Origin of the sequence: Streptomyces echinoruber, assembly GCF_014651135.1 — a bacterium.
GTDB lineage: Bacteria > Actinomycetota > Actinomycetes > Streptomycetales > Streptomycetaceae > Streptomyces > Streptomyces echinoruber.
In genome coordinates this window covers 188,941-205,700 of sequence record NZ_BMWH01000004.1, presented here as the reverse complement: position 1 = coordinate 205,700, position 16,760 = coordinate 188,941, and the positions used below count along the sequence as shown (strand labels likewise).

Annotated in this window: 14 protein-coding genes; 8 read left to right on the top strand and 6 right to left on the bottom strand. The window is 70.6% G+C overall.

Annotated elements, in window-relative coordinates:
• Nucleotides 1-3: 3 nt before the first annotated feature.
• Nucleotides 4-930 (bottom strand): UTP--glucose-1-phosphate uridylyltransferase, encoded by a 927-nt coding sequence (locus IE225_RS07905; protein ID WP_190056836.1) that lies wholly within the window; start codon nt 928-930, stop codon nt 4-6.
• A 68-nt stretch (nt 931-998) separates the two neighbouring features.
• Nucleotides 999-1,814, bottom strand: a complete 816-nt coding sequence (locus IE225_RS07900) for an AfsR/SARP family transcriptional regulator (protein ID WP_190056641.1) — start codon at nt 1,812-1,814, stop codon at nt 999-1,001.
• A gap of 630 nt (nt 1,815-2,444) precedes the next feature.
• Between IE225_RS07900 and IE225_RS07895 the strand changes: the two genes are divergently transcribed.
• The 8 genes from IE225_RS07895 to IE225_RS07860 all read left to right on the top strand — a co-directional run bounded on the left by IE225_RS07895 (nt 2,445) and on the right by IE225_RS07860 (nt 11,772).
• Nucleotides 2,445-3,407: an aldo/keto reductase gene (locus tag IE225_RS07895; RefSeq protein ID WP_190056640.1), complete on the top strand. Its 963-nt coding sequence runs from the start codon at nt 2,445-2,447 to the stop codon at nt 3,405-3,407.
• A gap of 730 nt (nt 3,408-4,137) precedes the next feature.
• On the top strand, nt 4,138-5,091 hold the full coding sequence (locus IE225_RS07890; RefSeq protein ID WP_190056639.1) for a decaprenyl-phosphate phosphoribosyltransferase: 954 nt from the start codon (nt 4,138-4,140) through the stop codon (nt 5,089-5,091).
• A gap of 54 nt (nt 5,092-5,145) precedes the next feature.
• Nucleotides 5,146-6,165: a glycosyltransferase family 2 protein gene (locus IE225_RS07885; protein ID WP_190056638.1), complete on the top strand. Its 1,020-nt coding sequence runs from the start codon at nt 5,146-5,148 to the stop codon at nt 6,163-6,165.
• Complete coding sequence (locus tag IE225_RS07880) at nt 6,162-7,184, top strand: lysylphosphatidylglycerol synthase domain-containing protein (protein ID WP_190056637.1); 1,023 nt, start codon at nt 6,162-6,164, stop codon at nt 7,182-7,184. The genes IE225_RS07885 and IE225_RS07880 overlap by 4 nt, the downstream gene beginning before the upstream one ends.
• Nucleotides 7,181-8,611 (top strand): aspartate aminotransferase family protein, encoded by a 1,431-nt coding sequence (locus tag IE225_RS07875; protein WP_190056636.1) that lies wholly within the window; start codon nt 7,181-7,183, stop codon nt 8,609-8,611. Before IE225_RS07880 ends, IE225_RS07875 begins: the two co-directional genes overlap by 4 nt.
• A complete protein-coding gene (locus IE225_RS07870; protein ID WP_190056835.1) occupies nt 8,611-9,723 on the top strand; it encodes an NAD-dependent epimerase/dehydratase family protein in 1,113 nt (370 codons plus the stop codon). The genes IE225_RS07875 and IE225_RS07870 overlap by 1 nt, the downstream gene beginning before the upstream one ends.
• Nucleotides 9,716-10,747, top strand: a complete 1,032-nt coding sequence (locus IE225_RS07865; protein ID WP_190056635.1) for a glycosyltransferase family 2 protein — start codon at nt 9,716-9,718, stop codon at nt 10,745-10,747. Before IE225_RS07870 ends, IE225_RS07865 begins: the two co-directional genes overlap by 8 nt.
• Entirely contained in the window at nt 10,744-11,772 is a 1,029-nt protein-coding gene (locus IE225_RS07860; protein ID WP_190056634.1) for an endonuclease/exonuclease/phosphatase family protein, read from the top strand. Before IE225_RS07865 ends, IE225_RS07860 begins: the two co-directional genes overlap by 4 nt.
• Nucleotides 11,773-11,835: 63 nt before the next feature.
• Here IE225_RS07860 and IE225_RS07855 read toward each other — a convergent pair whose 3' ends face one another.
• From IE225_RS07855 to IE225_RS07840, 4 genes are all read right to left on the bottom strand, one after another.
• A complete protein-coding gene (locus IE225_RS07855) occupies nt 11,836-13,263 on the bottom strand; it encodes a GH1 family beta-glucosidase (RefSeq protein WP_190056633.1) in 1,428 nt (475 codons plus the stop codon).
• Between the two features lie 112 nt (nt 13,264-13,375).
• Entirely contained in the window at nt 13,376-14,284 is a 909-nt protein-coding gene (locus IE225_RS07850; protein WP_190056632.1) for a carbohydrate ABC transporter permease, read from the bottom strand.
• Between the two features lie 12 nt (nt 14,285-14,296).
• On the bottom strand, nt 14,297-15,313 hold the full coding sequence (locus IE225_RS07845) for a carbohydrate ABC transporter permease (protein ID WP_190056834.1): 1,017 nt from the start codon (nt 15,311-15,313) through the stop codon (nt 14,297-14,299).
• A gap of 5 nt (nt 15,314-15,318) precedes the next feature.
• The gene (locus IE225_RS07840) at nt 15,319-16,641 is read right to left on the bottom strand and encodes an ABC transporter substrate-binding protein (RefSeq protein ID WP_190056631.1); all 1,323 of its coding nucleotides are present in this window, start codon (nt 16,639-16,641) and stop codon (nt 15,319-15,321) included.
• Between the last annotated feature and the right edge of the window lie 119 nt (nt 16,642-16,760).

Below are 16,760 nucleotides of genomic sequence, written 5' to 3'. Positions count from 1 at the left end.
TGGTCATCCTGTTTCCCGGAAATCGTGCGAGACGAATGCGGCCAGCCACGCTCGGAAGTCCGGCCCCAGGTCATCGCGTTCGCAGGCCAGGCGGACGATCGTGCGCAGATAGTCGGCCCGGTCGCCGGTGTCGTAGCGGCGGCCGGAGAAGAGGACTCCGTGCACCGGCGCGCGGTCCGGCCCGGTGCGGGAGAGGCGGTCCAGGGCGTCGGTGAGCTGGAGCTCCCCGCCGCGTCCGGGGGCGGTGCGGCGGAGCGCGTCGAAGACGCCGGGGTGGAGGACGAAGCGGCCGATGACGGCGCAGTTGCTGGGCGCCTGGCCGGGGGCGGGCTTTTCCACCAGGCCGGTGACGCGGACGACGCCGGCCTCCTCGGTGGGGGCGACCGCGGCGCATCCGTACCGGTGGATGTCGCGCGGATCGACCTCCATGAGGGCCACGACGCTGCCGCTGAGGCGTCTCTGTACGGCGATCATGCGGTCGAGCAGCGGATCGCGGGGATCGATGAGGTCGTCGCCGAGCAGGACGGCGAACGGCTCGTTCCCCACATGCGCCCGCGCGCACAGGAGCGCGTGGCCCACTCCTTTGGCGACACCCTGGCGTATGTAGTGCAGCGCCGCGGACGCGCCGGGTCCGGGCACCCGGGCCAGGTGCGCTTCGGCGCCCTTGCGGGCCAGGGCTTCCTCGATCTCGGGGTGACGGTCGAAATGTTCTTCCAGCGGTCTCTTGTTGCGGCCGGTGACGATCAGGATGTCCGTCAGGCCGGCCGCGACCGCCTCTTCCACCACATATTGGATGGCGGGTCTGTCGACCACCGGCAGCATTTCCTTGGGAATTGCCTTGGTGGCCGGCAGGAGCCGGGTTCCCAGACCTGCTGCCGGAATGACGACTTTGGTGATGTGCGGGTGGGGCGGTGATTCCTGTTCACGTATGAACTCCGACAGCACGTGCTGTCCTTCCCGCTGTGTGCCGACACAGAAGGCCGCGATCGTGATATTTCCTATGCGCTGCGCCTTGTGCTGCGGTAGTCGTATCTTTCCGGAGTGCTTGTCTGTGATGTGATGATCTGCTGCTGGAGCAGTGTCAGACGTGCGGACGGTTCGAGGCCGAGTTCGCCCACAATCCGCCTCCGCAGGGAGTGATAGGCCTCCAGTGCCTCATTCCTGCGACCGGCCTGGGAAAGGGCTACCATCAGTTGTCCGTGCAGATTCTCGTGCAACGGGTGGCGGGCGGCCAGTTCGCGCAGTTCGCTCAGCACCTCCAGTGGGTTGCCGAGCTGCAGTTCGAGTTCGATGAGCTTTTCGGTGGTGTTCAGGCGGGACTCGTCGGCGCAGTCCGCCCAGACCCGCAGGACGGGGCCGCAGACGATGTCGGCGAGGGCCGGCCCGCGCCACAGGCCCAGTGCCGCGCGGTAGTGCAGCACGGCCTCCTCCGCCTGCTGGGCGCGCCGGGCCTCGTCCGCCTTCTCCAGCAGCTGGTGGTACCGCGTGAAGTCGTGTCCGTCGGGATCGACCCGCAGGAGGTAGCCGCCGGGCTGGGTGATCAGCAACCGCTCGGAGACGACGTGCGGCGCGACCGTCAGGGCCCGCGCCATGGCACGCCGCAACTGGCCGACGTAGGTGTGCAGGGTCGCGGCGGCTGTGCGCGGTGGTCGGCCGCCCCACAGCTCGCGATGGAATTCCTCGGTAAGTATCAGCTGGTTCGCGCGGGCCGAAAGGAGAGCCAGGACCCGGCGTTGTTTCGGAGCGGTCGGCGTCATGTTCCGCTGTGCGGCAAGAAGGGCTAAATCGCCCAAGGTTTTCACGGCTACTTCCATGTCAGGACTCTCCCCGTTGTCTGGCCGAAAGCCATGCGCAGCGCCATTCAAGAATCGCCAAAGATTGAAGCCCGTTCGATCAGCAATGCGCAGAAGGTAGCACGCGGTGCCCGCGCGCGGCCAGATTTTTTTATCGTTCCTCGGGGGTGCAGAATGGCTGAATCGGGCCGCTCTCCCGGCATGCACCAATGGTGCATGTCGGAACAATTCTGGCGCCCGGCTCTGGTAATCTTCCCCGCGGTTTCCGGCACCGGAGATTCCGGAACTCATTTTTCCGGGCCCGGGACACCGGGTGGGGCGGATGCGGAACGATCACGTCGAATCGAGTGTTCGACCGAGTGGACAGGTGTGCGCGTGGCCGCCCTTCCGGCCGGGGCAGGGTGCACCGCCGCGGCGCCGTACCGCCTTCCGCCTGTGCGCCGGGGCCCGGCCGCCGGCCGGTACGCCGCCGATCGGGTTCGGCCACGCCGGAGCGTGCGGCTTCGCCCGCCCGGGCGGCGCGGCGTCGCCCGGCGGCGGGCTCATCCCCTACAGTCCGGACGCCGGTGCGCCTGCGGCGACCCAGCACGGAATTCGCCGGGTGAGTTCCGGTTGCCACCTGCACAGGGCGAAACAAGAGGAGGACATCGAATGAAGCAGCGGCGAATCGGCGGGGCGTCCGGATTAGACACGAGCGCGATCTGCCTGGGAGCGATGCACTTCGGCACCAGCACCGACGAGGCGACGGCGTTCGCCGTCCTCGACCGGTTCCTGGAGGCCGGCGGCACTTTCATCGACACCGCCAACACGTACGCGTTCTGGGTCGAGGGCGGAACGGGCGAGGAGAGCGAGGCACTGCTTGGAAGGTGGCTGCGCAGCCGCGGCGCACGCGACCAGGTGACCCTGGCCACCAAGGTGGGAGCACTGCCCGTGCCCCTCGGCGCCCCGTGGCCGCAGGCTGCCGAGGGACTGTCCAGGGAAGTGATACACCGTCAGGTCAAGGGCAGCCTGGAGCGGCTGGGCACCGACCGCATCGACGTGTACTACGCGCACATCGAGGACCGGCGTACTCCGCTGGAGGAGACGGTCGCGGCCTTCGGGGACCTGGTCGAGCAGGGTACCGTCCGGCTGCTCGGATGCAGCAACCACGCGGCGTGGCGGATCGAACGGGCCCGTGCCCTCGCGCGGCAGCTCGGTGTCGCCGGCTACACGTGCGTCCAGCAGCGCGCCACCTACCTCCAACCGCGGCCCGGAGCCGACTTCGGCGCCAACCCCCACGTCAGCGACGAACTCCTCGACTACGTGCGCTCAGAGCCGGAACTGACGCTGCTCGGCTACTCGACCCTGCTGGGCGGGGCGCTGACCCGCTCGGACCGCGCAATCCCGAAGCAGTACGACCACCCCGGCACGCCGGACCGGCTGGCCGTGCTCCGCCAAGTCGCGGACGAGCTCGGCGCCTCGCCGAACCAGGTGGCGCTGGCCTGGCACCTGCACAGCTCGCCCAGCGTGCTTCCGGTCATCGGAGTGAGCTCGGTGGCACAGCTCGAGGAATGCCTGGCCGCGGTCGACCTCGAACTGGACGCCGGCCAACTGGAGCGGCTGAACACCGCCTGAACCGCGCGGCCATCGCCGCGCCCGAAGAGCCCGGCCCCGGTGCGTCACCACCGGGGCCGGGCTCTGCCGTTCCCGGTCGCCGGACCGCGGATCCGGCGGCCGCCGGACGCGGGCCGCCGCAGGGCCGCTGGCGTCCGGGCAGAGCCGGACCCGGCGGAGACCGGCAGGGGCGGTGCACCGGGGGAACAGCCCTTCCAGAGGGCCTCATGCGGCCGGGCGGAGAATCACCAGAGGCCCACTGAGGACGAGGGGCGCCGCTTTCCCGGCGCCGGCCGGGCAAGCGGCGCCGACCGGCGGGTTCGCGAGTCGGGCGGGCGCCGGCGACGCCACCGGAACAGGGGCGTCCGGATGCGCGGTCGGACTCGGGCGCGGCACGGCGGCCTTGCCCCCGCTCCCGTCGCGGGGCAGTCTCGGCCTGCCCGCCGGGCCACGAGCGAGCCCCGGCCGGGCCCCGGTCGGAATCACGAGCGAACCCCCGGTCAGGCCCCTGGCCGGGTCCCCGGAAAACCATCGTCTCCCGTCGCACGTGCGCGCTTTTTGTTCGCCACGAACCGCCGCCTTTCGGCCTTACGGCGCGGTCTGTAAGGAGAGCCATGACGACGTGCAATCCCCTCCCCTCCACCGCGCGCCCAGGCGGCGCGGGACGTCCGGCCGCGCGGGGCGGAAGACGCCGGCACACGCCCCCGGGGCATCCTCGCCCTCGCGGCCTCGGACCCGGCGGGGAGACGGCATGACGGTCACGGAGCCGCGCTTGCACGACCGCTCCACCAGCTCCGGCCTGCGCACCGGGGACCTGCTGCGGCTGGTGCGGCCCCGCCAGTGGCCGAAGAACCTGGTGGCCGTGACCCTGCCGCTGATCGGCGGCGAGCATTGGAGCCGGCACACGCTGCCCCGCATGGCCTGGGCAGTCGCCCTGTTCACTCTCGCGGCCTCGGTCGTGTACGTGATCAATGACCTGGCCGACCGCGAGCGCGACCGTCTGCACCCGGTGAAACGCGCCCGGCCGATCGCCTCCGGACGGGTCTCCGTCCCTGTGGCGATCGCCTGGGCGGCGCTGCTCACCGCGGCGTCGGCGGCGCTCGCCGCACTCGGGCCGTGGCCGCTCGCCTGGCCCGTGGCTGCCTATGTCGTGCTCAATCTGCTTTACAGCCACCTGCTCAAGCACATCGCCCTGGTCGACGTGTTCGTCGTCGCGGCCGGCTTCGCGCTGCGGGTCGTCCTGGGCTCCCTGGCCGACGGCATCCCGCTGTCGGTGTGGCTCGTCCTGGCCGTCTACGCGGCCTCCGTCATGATCAGCCTGGGCAAGCGGCGGCAGGAGCTCGACCTGGGGACGGCGGCCGACCGGCACCGCCCCACGCTGGAGGGCTATTCGCGCCCGTTCGTCGACCAGATGGTCGTCGTCACCGCAGTCGTCGCGGTACTGGGGTACGCAGGCTTCCTGCACGGCGACGCGGCCCAGCCCTTCGGCCAGGTGGCCCTCCTGACGACTATGCCGTTCGTCCTGTACGGCCTGTTCCGTTATCTCCAGATAGTGATCTCGGAAGGGGGCGGCGGGGACCCCGCGGAGACCCTGCTGCGCGATCGGCGGGTCGTCGTCAGCGCGCTGCTGTGCTTCGGCTGTCTCGCCTTCACCTCGGTGCTGGCCGGCCATCAGGAACTCGTGGGCGGACTGCAGGGCCGGTGAGACACGACCGGTGGGAAGCCCCGAGAACGCCGTACGAAGCCCCAAGGACGCCGCATGAAGCCTGACATGCCGACCGTGTCGGTCATCATTCCCAACTACAACTACGAGAAGACACTGCCCGCGTGCCTGGACGCGGTCTTCGCCCAGACGCTCCGGCCACTGGAGGTCATCGTCGTCGACGACGCCAGCACGGACCGCTCACGGGAGATCATCCGAAGCTATCCGTGCCGGCTGATCGAGAACTCGGGCAACAGCGGTGTCTCGGCGGTCCGCAACCGCGGCGCCGCCGCGAGCCGGGGCGACATCCTCTTCTTCGTCGATTCCGACGTGGCCCTCGCGCCCGACGCGCTGGAGAACGCCGTCCGGATCTTCACGGAGGATCCCGGCTGCGGTTTCGTCCACGGTGTCCCGGACGCGCGGCCGCTCTTCGACGATGGCCCGGTCGAGCGCTACCGGGTGCTGCACGCCCACTACTTCCACCGCCGCAGCGTCGGCGTCGTGGCCTCGGCCTTCTTTGCGCTGGGCGCCGTCCGGCGCGAGGTCTTCGAGGCGGTCGGCCCGCTCGACGAGCGGCTGCGCGACTCGGAGGACCTGGAATACAGCAACCGGCTCGACGGCCGCTGCCGCATCCGCCTGACGGACACCATCACCGGCCGCCACGACGACGCCGACAGCCTGCGCGCCCTGCTCCGCGAACAGGCCAGGCGGGCCCAGTTGCTGATCCCGTTCGCCGCGGCGCACCGGGCCCGGCGGAACGCGGTGCGGGCGCACAGCACGACCGGTGTCCTCGCGGTTGCCCTCACGGTGGCGACGCTGCCCCTGCTGCCGCTGGCCCCTGGCGTTCCGGCGCTGTGCCTCCTGGCCGCCGCCGTCGCGGACCCCGGCCTGAGCCGCTTCGTGCTGCGCGAGCGGGGCCCTGCCTTCCTCGCCTACTTCACCGGGGTGCACCTCCTGGTCCAGCTGTCGATCGTCACGGGCGCCGCCTGGGGAGGGCTGAGAATGCTGACGGACCGCGACTTCGGCCGCCCGGACGCCGGGCGGGTCGGGCCCCCCACCGAGGCGTCCGCGCGGTGACGACGACGGAGCCCCGGCCGGACCTGCGGGCGGCGGGGCGTGGCATCCGGCGCGGCGTGCTGTCCGGCGTGTTCTTCCTGGCGGTGCTGGCCGGGCTGTGGCTGTCGGTGCACGACGGGACCGGCACGCTCGCAAAGCTGGTGCTGCGCCCGCGATCGATCCCGTACCTGGTCGCCGCGTTCGCCGCCAACGCCGTGGGCGTGGCGCTCACCCTGGTCTCCTGGCGGGCGCTCCTGGACGGACTGCGCCCCGTGGCGGACGTTCTCGTCGCCGCGCGCATCTACTTCACGTCGTTTCTCGGCAAGTACATACCCGGCCGGGTCTGGGGCCTGCTCGCCCAGCTCCGCCTGGGCAGGGAAGCCGGCTACTCGGCGCCGGCCATGTCCGGCGTCTTCCTGCTGAACCTCGCGGTCGGTACGCTGACCGGCCTCGCCCTGGGCCTGACCTGCGGGCCGGGGCTGCTCGGCGGCCAGGCGTGGTGGCTGCTGCTGCCGGCCGGTGCCGTGGGCGCCCTGTTCGTCCGCCCCGGGCTGCTCACCTCGATGGTGCGGGTGGCGGCCCGGCTGGCCCGCAGAAGTCCCCCCGCCCACCTGCCGACCGACTCCGGGCTGCGCCGCAGCATGGTGGCGGCCACCGCCTCCTGGCTGGTCGCCGGGCTTCACCTGTGGTCGCTGGCGGTCCTGTTCGGCGCCGACGCGCTCAGGGCGCTGCCGCTGTGCGTCGGGGGCTTCGCGCTGGCCACCGCTCTCAGCAGCCTGGCCGTCGTCCTGCCGGACGGCTGGGGCGCCCGCGAGGCGATCCTCATGCTGGTGCTCTCCGGCGTGCTGCCCTGGCCGGCCGCCGGAGCGGTCGCGGTGGCCAGCCGCATCATCTGCACCGCGAGCGAGGTCGCGGTCGCCGGCGGCGCACTGCTGCTCGTCCGTGGCGGTGCCCGCCGACGGCACTCCGGCAGGACGCACTCCTCCTCTTCCCGGAAGACCTCCGTACCGCACGACACAGCAAGGACGGGGAAACCATGAACAAGCTGTTGACCATCGACGACACCCAGACTCTGACGGCGAAACAGGTGCACGACCTCTACCGGCGGCACGTCAACCGCAGCCAGGTGTCCCTGATGACGTCCTTCGGGTTCGGCAGGGAACTGGTCGAACGCGCCGAGGGCGCCTACCTCCACCAGCGCGACGGCCGCCGCATCCTCGACTTCACCGGCGGCGTCGGCGTCCTCAACCACGGACACAACCACCCGCGGATCCTGGCCGCGCGCCAGAGGTTCCAGCAGGAGCAGCGGATGGAGGTGCACAAGACCTACTTCTCCCCCTACGTGGCGGCACTCGGCCACAACCTGGCGCAGCTCCTGCCCGGCGACCTCGGCATGTCCTTCTTCCCCAACTCCGGCGCGGAGGCGGTAGAGGGCGCCGTGAAACTGGCGTACAAGTATCACAACGGTTCCCGCGGCCGCGTCCTGCGCGCCGACATCGCCTTCCACGGCAAGCTCCTCGGCTCGGGCAGCCTCACCGGGCAGGCGCAGGAGACGTTCCGGTTCCCCGGCATCCAGGGGGTGGTCACCTACCCGTACGGCGACCTGGGCGCGATCCGCGCGGAGGTCGCGCGCTCCCGGGCCGCGAACGGTGAGTGCGACATCTACGCGATCCTCGTCGAACCATTCAGCGCCTCCACCATGCAGTGGTGCTCGGAGGAGTTCCTGCGGGGACTGCGCGCCCTGTGCACGCAGGAGGACATCGTCCTCGTCTTCGACGAGATCTACACCGGCTGGGGGAAGACCGGCAGCCTCTTCTACTTCATGCGCTACCCCGGCCTCGTACCGGACGTGGTGACCACGTCCAAGTCCTTCGGCGGCGGCAAGTCGTCCGTCTCGGCCTACGTGGCCCGCGAGCCGGTCTTCCGCCGTGCCTACGACAACATGGTGGACGCCCTGCTGCAGAGCACCAGCACCACGTACTACGGGTTCGGCGAGGAGACGGCCACCGCCATCGAGGCGATCAACATCGTCGTGGACGACGACTACCCCGCGCGCGCCCGGGCCATCGAACGAGTCCTCGCGCCGGGACTGGAACGCATCGCGAAGGAGCACGCCGAGACCGTGGCCGACGTCCGCGGGGCCGGCGCCCTGCACGGCGTCTTCCTGCGCGAGGGACCCAAGCTGCTCGAACTGGCGGCCAGACTGGTGCCCGGCGGGATGACCCGCGACCCCCGGTTCCTGACCAAGCTGATCACCTCGTCGGTGGTGAACGCGCTGTACCGCGACCACGACATCTACACGTACTACACGCTCAACGGAAGCAACCCGCTGGTCGCCGCCCCGCCGCTGATCGTGGAGCAACCCGAGGTCGAGCGCTTCCTGGAAGCGCTCGACAGGACCCTGGCCAAGGGACTTCCGCGGCTGCTCACCAAGTTCGTCCAGGAAAAGGTGTCGTCGCTGTGGTGATGAACGTCGTGGTGACAGGCGGGGCCGGGATGCTCGGCTCCACCCTGATCGGCAGACTGCTGGACGAGGGACACCACGTGCACTGCGTGGACCTCCGGGAACCCGGCTCCGCGCGCTGGGCCGCCACCGGCACGGGCGGCGGTCGGCCGGACCGGCTCGACGTCACCGTCGCCGACGTCCGCGACGGCGCGGCGATGAAGAGGGCGCTCGCCGAGGCCGACGCGGTGGTGCACTGCGCCGCCGCGCTGCCCAGCTATCCGACCGACCAGATACGTTCGGTCATCGTGGACGGCACCCGGACCATGCTCACGGCCGCCGCCGCCAACCGGGTTCCGCGGTTCGTCCACATCTCCTCGACCGCGGTCTACGGGCTGCCCACGGTCGTGCCGACCACCGAGGAGTACCCGCGCCGGCCGGTGGACACCTACAGCGCCGCCAAGGCCGAGGCGGAGGAGGTCTGCGAGCGCTTCCGCGGCGGTGCGACGTGCCTGCCGGTCCTGCGCCCCAAGACCTTCCTCGGCCCGGGCCGGATGGGGCTGTTCGCGATGCTCTTCGAATGGGCCGAGGAGGGCCGCAACTTCCCCGTCCTGGGGCAGGGCGACGTACGCATCCAGATGTTCGACGTCAACGACCTCGTGGACGCCGTGATCACCACGCTGCACGCCCCGCCCGAGAAGGCGGATGACACCTTCAACCTCGGCGCGGCCTCCTTCGGCACGCTGCGGGAGAACTTCCAGGCCGTGCTGGACGCCGCCGGCCACGGCCGGCGGGTCGTGCCGATCCCGGCCCGGCCGGCCGTGGGGGCCCTGCGCCTGCTGGAGCGGACCGGACTCTCCCCCGTCTACGGCCGCCTGCTGCACAAGCTGCTCGACGACTCCTTCGTCAGCACCGATCGCGCCCGGGAACGGCTGGGCTTCACTCCCCGGTACTCCAACGAGGACGCCATCCTGCGCACCTACGCGTGGTGGCGGGAGCAGCAGCGCCGTTCCGGGCAGGCGTCCCGCCGGCCGGCGACCGGCGGTGTGACCAGCGTCGAGCCCTGGCGGCAGGGCGCGCTGTCCCTCGCCAAGGTCTTCTTCCGGCCGCCGATCCGCAGGAGGAGCCGTGTCTGAGCAGCAGCCCCTGGTGTCGGTCATCGTGCCGAACTACAACTACGCCAAGTCCCTGGGCCTGTGCCTGAAGGCGATCCAGGAGCAGGACTACCCGTCGCTCGAGACGGTGCTGATCGACGACTGCAGCACCGACGACTCCGTGGCCGTCGCCGCCTCCTTCGGAGTCGAGGCCGTCAGCACCGGCACGAACGGCGGCGTCTCGGTGGCCCGCAACCTGGGCGCCGCGCACGCCCGGGGGGAGATCCTGCTCTTCGTCGACTCCGACGTGGCCCTCGCCCCCGACGCCGTGTCGCAGGCCGTCCGCCTGCTGCGCGCCGACTCGAACCTGGGGGCCGTCTGCGGCATCTACGATCCGCACCCGCTGATCAGGGACAGTCGCATCGAGGAGTACCGCTGCCTCCAGCAGCACTACGCGCTGATCAGTTCCGAAGGCCCGATCAGTACCGTGCACACCAACACCTTCGCCATCCGCGCGGATGTCTTCGCCGAACTCGGCGGATTCAACCCCCTGCTGCGCCACACCGAGGATCAGGACTTCGGACTGCGCCTCACGCTGCGGTACGCGTCGCTCAGCACCTCGGCCGTGGTGGGCCGGCACGACAACGACGACACGCTGAGGCTGGTGCTGCGCAAGGTCTACCAGCGCATCCACCTTGCCATGCCGCTGTACCTGCGGCGGCGCGGGCTCCCCGGCGGCTACGCCTCCGGCCCCCGCGCTTGGGCGAGCGCGGTCTGCCTCCTGGCCGTCGCCGCCCTGCTGCTGCCGCTGCTGTTCGGCGCGGCCTGGGCCGTGGTGCCCCTGCTGGTGCTGGGTGCCGGGCTCGCGTGCGACAGCGGCCTGTACCGTTGTGCCGTGCGGCACAAGGGGTGGGGCTTCCTCGGCTACTTCACGGCCGTCAACGTCCTGGTGAACCTCACCGTGGCCACCGGGGTGATCACGGGCGGTGTACGGTGCGTGTTCTCGCGCCGGTTCCGCGAGGTCTACGACGCCGCCCTGGGCTCGGGGGTGAGGGCCCCCGCATGACCGTGCCCGACGCCCTCCTGACGACCGGCGCCGCCGGGTGGCTGCTCTTCCAGGTGGCGGACCGGCTGCTGACCAACCGCTGGTGGTGGTGGGCGACGACGGACGTGCTGCCGCCGCCGGCGCAGCTCGTCGTCCCCTGCGGGCTGCTGGCGGGCGCCGCGGCCACGAGCGGCGGTCCGCGCTGGTGGACCGCCGCTGCGGCCGGGCTCGCCCTCGCGCTGGGGATGAGGCACTCGGGGCTGGTACCGAGGGCGGCGTGGAACCTCCTGCGCGCCGCCCGCCCCGCGGGCGGCGTCCGCGTCGTATGCTGGAACACCCAGCACTGGGACGAGAAGGTCGACACGGAGCGTTTCTACGCCTTCCTCCGGCGGCTCGACGCCGACGTCTACCTCCTCCAGGAGCACATCCACGACGCCGGCGTCCACGCTCCGCCGATCCCAGTGGACTTCCGGCAGCGCCTGGTCCGTGAGTTCCCCGACCACCACGTCCTGGTCCGGGGGCAGTTCGTCACGCTGTCCCGGTTCCCCGTCGTCGCGACCCCCGACATCGGGGCCCCCGAGGTGTTCCGGGCGGATCTGCGCATCGACGCCCTGCCCGGCTCGCCGGTGCTGTCCACGTACAACGTGCACCTGCCGGTGCACGTGTTCCTCGAGAACCCGTTCCGGCTCGGGCTCTACCAGGAGATCAGGGAACGGGTGCTCAGCCGGAACCGCCAGCTCGACCGGCTGATCGAGGACGTCCGCGGCAACGCGCGCCCGGCACTCGTCGCCGGCGACTTCAACCTCAGCCGCGCCTTGGGCGACATCGTGCGACTGTCGTCCGTGGCCACGGACGCCCTGCGGGTCAGCCGGTCCCTCTACCCCGTCAGCTGGCACCGCGGCACGGCCTGGCTTCGCTGGTGGCGCCTCGACCTCGCCTTCACGGCCCGCGGCGCACGCGCACTCCGCTACCGCTTCCGCAGCCCCGAGGGCCTTTCGGACCACGCCGTCCAGGAACTGCTCGTCGACGTCCGCAGGGATTCCTGACCCCCGGCGGCCGCGGCGTCCCCCCGGTGGTCGCCGCGGCCCGGGCTGTTCCGCGAAGCCGGATCAGGCATCCACCGCCGGGGGCAGCGTCCCGGTCCGGGCCACCTCCGCGTACCACCGCGCACTGGACTTGGGGGTCCGGGTGAGCGTGGCGTAATCGACGTACACCGCGCCGAACCGCTTGCCGTAGCCGAACGACCACTCGAAGTTGTCCATCAGGGACCACAGGAAGTAGCCGCGGACGTCCGCGCCGTCGGAGAGGGCGCGGTGCAGCTCCGTCAGGTGGCTATGCAGGTAGGCGATCCGCTCCGGGTCGTGTACGCGGCCCTCGGGGTCGGGCTTGTCGTCGTAGGCCGCGCCGTTCTCGGTGATGTACAGCGGCAGGTTCGGCGCCTCGCGCGTGTAGCGCATGAGCAGCTCGTGCAGGCCGGTCGGGTCGATGGTCCAGCCCATCTGCGTGCGGTCGCCCGGTGTCTGGTGGAACATCACGTCGTCCGCGCCCGGCCACGGCGAGTGGTCGCTCGCCCCGTGTCCGTCCGCCCGCGGGCCGGAGGCCGCGCCGGTCGCCGCCGACACCAGGGCCGGCGTGTAGTAGTTGAGGCCCAGCGCGTCCAGCGGCTGGTGGATCGCCGCCAGGTCGCCGTCCAGGACGTACGACCAGTCCGTGATCGAGGCCGTCGCCTCGAACAGCGACTGCGGGTAGGCGCCGTGCAGCATCGGGCCGTGGAAGACCCCGTTGGCCAGGTCGTCGATCTTCCGGGCCGCCGCCAGGTCCGCCGGGTCCTGCGAAACCGGCCGCACCGCCGACGAGTTGAGGCTCACCGCGACCGAGTTGCGGGCCGGCATCACCGACCGCAGGGCGGAGGTGGCCAGACCGTGCGCCAGGTTCAGGTGATGGGCCGCCCGCAGCGCCGCCTCCGGTTCCGTGCGGCCCGGGGCGTGCACCCCGGAGGCGTAGCCCAGGAAGGCGACGCACCACGGCTCGTTGAGCGTGATCCACTGCTCCACGCGGTCGCCTAGCGCCTCACCGACGAGCTGCGCGTAGTCGGCGAACCGGTACGCCGTGTCGCGCTCCGGCCAGCCGCCCGCGTCCTCCAGGTGCTGGGGGAGGTCCCAGTGGTACAGGGTGACGGCCGGCTTGATGCCGTGCGACAGCAGCTCGTCGACCAGGCGGCGGTAGAAGTCCAGGCCGACCTGGACGGCCGGGCCGCGCCCCGTCGGCTGCACCCGCGACCAGGAGATGGAGAAGCGGTAGGCCTTCAGGCCCATCTCCGCCATCAACGCCACGTCCTCGCGGTAGCGGTGGTAGTGGTCGACGGCGATGTCACCGGTGTCCCCGTCGGCGGTCTTGCCCGGTGTGTGGCTGAAGGTGTCCCAGATCGAGGGGGTGCGTCCGCCCTCCCGCACCGCCCCCTCGATCTGGTAGGCGGACGTCGACGCGCCCCAGAGGAAGTCGGGGGGAAAGGCCACGGGGGTCACGGGCTCAGGCATGGAAGCGCTCCCATCAGTGGTCGTCGAGACCGTCGGAGGAAGAGGAAGGAAACCAGGACGAGGCGGCCGCGATCCGCCCGGCCGCAGGGGAGAGCGGCGCTGCCGCGCGTGGTCATCCCTTGACGGCGCCCTGCATGATGCCGCCCACGATCTGCTTGCCGAAAACAGCGAACACGACCAGCAGCGGAAGCGTGCCGAGCAGCGCGCCCGCCATGATCAGAGACTGGTCGGGAGTGTAACCACGGCCCAGGCCCGCGATCGCGACCTGCACGGTCGGGTTGCCGGTCTGGGTCAGCACCAGGAACGGCCACAGGAAGTCGTTCCAGGTCTGCACGAACATCAGCATGCCCAGCACGGCCATCGCGGGCCGCGCGGCCGGGAACACCACGTGCCAGACCACGCGCCAACTGCTCGCGCCGTCCACCCGGGCCGCCTCGATGAGCTCGTCCGGCAGCGCCTGAAGCAGGTACTGCCGCATGAAGAACACACCGAACGCGCTGACCAGCGACGGCAGGATCACCGCCTGCAGCTGGTCGGTCCAGTCCAGCCTGGCGACCATCATGTACAGCGGGATCACACTGAGCTGCGGCGGCACCATCATCGTGCCGATCACCACCAGCATCAGGGCGTCGCGGCCCTTGAAGCGCAGCTTGGCGAAGGCGAACCCGGCGATGGTGGACAGGAACACGATGGTCAGCGCGGACACGCCCGCCACGATGGTGGTGTTGAGGAACGCCTCGCCCAGGTTGGCGTCCTTCCAGGCGACCTCGAGGTTGTGCGGGAGGTTCGAGCCGAACCAGAACGGCGGCGGCGTCTGCGCCAGCCGGTTGTTGTCGCGGGAGGCGGCGATCGCCGTCCACACCAGGGGGAACAGCGAACCGATGGTGAACAGGGCCAGGACCGCGTAGGCGATCGGGCCGCCGTGCAACTGCCCGCCCGCCCGCGCGGACCGGGGCCGGCGCGTACGCCGGGGCTTTACGGCGTCCGGGTCGGCGGGTGCCGTCAGGGTTGTCGTCGTCACGGCCGGAACTCCTTACTGAATGGCGCGCAGCCGGCGCGAGATGACGTAGTTGACCACGCCGATCAGGATCAGGATCAGGAACATCGTCCAGGCGATCGCCGAGGCCCGCCCGAGGTGCTGGTTCACCCAGCCCTGCTCGTACAGGTACAGGCCCAGCGTCTGGAACTGGTGCTCGGAGCCGCCGGAAGCACCCCGGTTGGCGTCGAACAGCAGCGGCTCGCCGAAGACCTGGCTGGCGCCGATGGTCGACACGACGCACGTGAACAGGATGGTCGGCCGCAGCGACGGCAGCGTCACGTGGAAGAACTGCTGCCACCGGTTGGCCCCGTCCAGGGCCGCCGACTCGTACAGGTCGTGCGGGATGGCCTGCATCGCCGCCAGGTAGATCAGCGCGTTGTAACCGGTCCAGCGCCAGATGATGATGGCCGAGACGGCGATCTGCGACGGCCACTTGTCGTTCTGCCAGTCGACCTTGCCGATGCCGACCTGGTCCAGCACCCAGTTGATCATCCCGTAGTCGCGGCCGAAGAGCAGCACGAACACCAGCGAGGCCGCGGCGATCGACGTCGCGTACGGGGCGAGCATCACGACCCGGTAGAAGGTCGAGGCGCGCAGCTTGTAGTTGAGGATGTGGGCCAGGCCCATCGCCATCAGCAACTGCGGGACCGTGGAGATGATGCCGATGGTCAGGGTGTTCTTCGCCGCGTTCCAGAAGAAGTCGTCGTCGAAGATGCGGGTGTAGTTGCGCAGCCCGACCCAGTTCATGTCGGTGGGCGCCGTCAGTTCCACCTGGTGCAGCGAGGCCCAGCCCGTGTAGAGCAGCGGGAACAGGCCGAAGGCCAGGAACAGCAGGAAGAACGGTGCGACGAAGGCGTACGGGCTCCAGCGCACGTCCCGCTTCCAGCGGCGGGACAACCGGGCCCGGCGGCGCTCGTCCGCGGGGGCGGGCGCCGTGCGCGCGGCCGGGCGGGCCGGGGCCGCGCCCCCCTCCTCGGCGGGGAGCGCGGCGGTGTCGTGCCGGGTGGCCATGCTGGTCACTGCCCCAGGTTGTTGTCGATGGTCTTCGTGGCCGTCTCCCACGCCTGCTCGGGCGACTTGCCCTTGGTGACGAGGATGAGGCCGTTGTCATTCAGTGTCGACCCGATGATTTGGTCTTTCGGGCCGATCACCTGGACCGGGCTCGCCTTCGCCGCCTCGGCGAAGATCTTGCCGATCGGGGCGTCCCCGGTCATCTTGTTCTTCGCGTTCTGCACCGCGGGCGTGTCATAGGCGGCCGGCGTGCTGGGGAAGCTGCCCCGCTTCTCGAACAGCTTCGCCTGCTGCTCCGGCGCGGTCAGCCAGGCGGCCAGCTCCCTGGCCTCCTTCACGTGCTTGCCGCTCTTCGGCACGGTGAGGAAGGAACCGCCCCAGTTGCCGGCCCTGGGCGCGGGGGCCACGTCCCACTTGCCCTGGGCCTCCGGCTTCGACTTGCTCTCGATGTACCCGAGCATCCACGGCGGGCAGGACATCGCCGCGAACTTGCTGTTGGCGATCGTCGAGTCCCAGGCCGGCTGGAACTGGGTCTGGGAACCGACCAGGCCGTCCTGGGCGGCCTTCGCGGTCAGCATGAAAGCGCGCTTGACGACCGGGTTCGTCTTGTAGATGACCTTGCCGGACTCGTCGTAGAACCGGATCCGCTCACTGCCGAGGACGGCGTTCATCAAGCCGCCGGGGGAGTCCGTGAAGGTGGTGCCCTTGGGGGCCTTCTTCTGGTACTGCCGGCCCACGTCGACGAACTTCTTCCAGTCGCCCGCCCACATCTTCGCCAGCGTGTTCCGGTCGGTGGGCAGTCCGGCCTTCTGGAAGAGGTCCTTGCGGTAACAGATCGCCATCGGGCCCACGTCGGTGCCGAGGCCGATGGTGCGGCCGTCCTTGGTGGTGGCCTGCTGCCACTTCCAGGGCAGCCAGTCGCTCTTGTTGACGCCCGGAACCTTCGAGAGGTCCTCGAGCTTGTCCGCCTGGGTGTTCACGATCTCGGCGATGTTGCCCACCTCCACGCCCTGAATGTCCATCAGGCCGCTGTTGGTGGTGAGGTGGTTGACGAGCGCCGGGTAGTAGTTCTCGTTCCGCTCGGTGACGTTCTCCTGGATCTTGATGTTCGGGTGCAGCTTCTCGTACTCGGCGTAGAGGCCGGCCTCCTTGAAGCCGAACGTGCCGAAGAGGCCGAGCGTGATGACGGTCTTGCCGTGGGAGCCGCCCGACGAATCGGACCCGTCGCCGCCGTCGTCGGCACAGCCGGTCAGCAACCCGGCGCCCAGCGATGCGATGGCCGTGAGGGCCAGAGCCCCGCGGACGGTTCGAGTTCGTGCTGCTCGCATTGCGTCCTCCTGTTGCCCTGACGTGCCGACCCCCCGGCCAACGGCATGGCTGGGCCCGTTCAGCTCGTGCTGTTCGTCGCTGCGGCTCGGGCGGGGAACGTGCGGGATGTGTATGTGCC

Bases quoted from the DNA above. Each gene is read 5' to 3' on its own strand.
- IE225_RS07900 (WP_190056641.1), bottom strand. From the start codon at position 1,814: ATGGAAGTAGCCGTGAAAACCTTGGGCGATTTAGCCCTTCTTGCCGCA.
- IE225_RS07895 (WP_190056640.1), top strand. From the start codon at position 2,445: ATGAAGCAGCGGCGAATCGGCGGGGCGTCCGGATTAGACACGAGCGCG.
- IE225_RS07890 (WP_190056639.1), top strand. From the start codon at position 4,138: ATGACGGTCACGGAGCCGCGCTTGCACGACCGCTCCACCAGCTCCGGC.
- IE225_RS07885 (WP_190056638.1), top strand. From the start codon at position 5,146: ATGAAGCCTGACATGCCGACCGTGTCGGTCATCATTCCCAACTACAAC.
- IE225_RS07875 (WP_190056636.1), top strand. From the start codon at position 7,181: ATGAACAAGCTGTTGACCATCGACGACACCCAGACTCTGACGGCGAAA.
- IE225_RS07870 (WP_190056835.1), top strand. From the start codon at position 8,611: ATGAACGTCGTGGTGACAGGCGGGGCCGGGATGCTCGGCTCCACCCTG.
- IE225_RS07860 (WP_190056634.1), top strand. From the start codon at position 10,744: ATGACCGTGCCCGACGCCCTCCTGACGACCGGCGCCGCCGGGTGGCTG.
- IE225_RS07855 (WP_190056633.1), bottom strand. From the start codon at position 13,263: ATGCCTGAGCCCGTGACCCCCGTGGCCTTTCCCCCCGACTTCCTCTGG.
- IE225_RS07845 (WP_190056834.1), bottom strand. From the start codon at position 15,313: ATGGCCACCCGGCACGACACCGCCGCGCTCCCCGCCGAGGAGGGGGGC.
- IE225_RS07840 (WP_190056631.1), bottom strand. From the start codon at position 16,641: ATGCGAGCAGCACGAACTCGAACCGTCCGCGGGGCTCTGGCCCTCACG.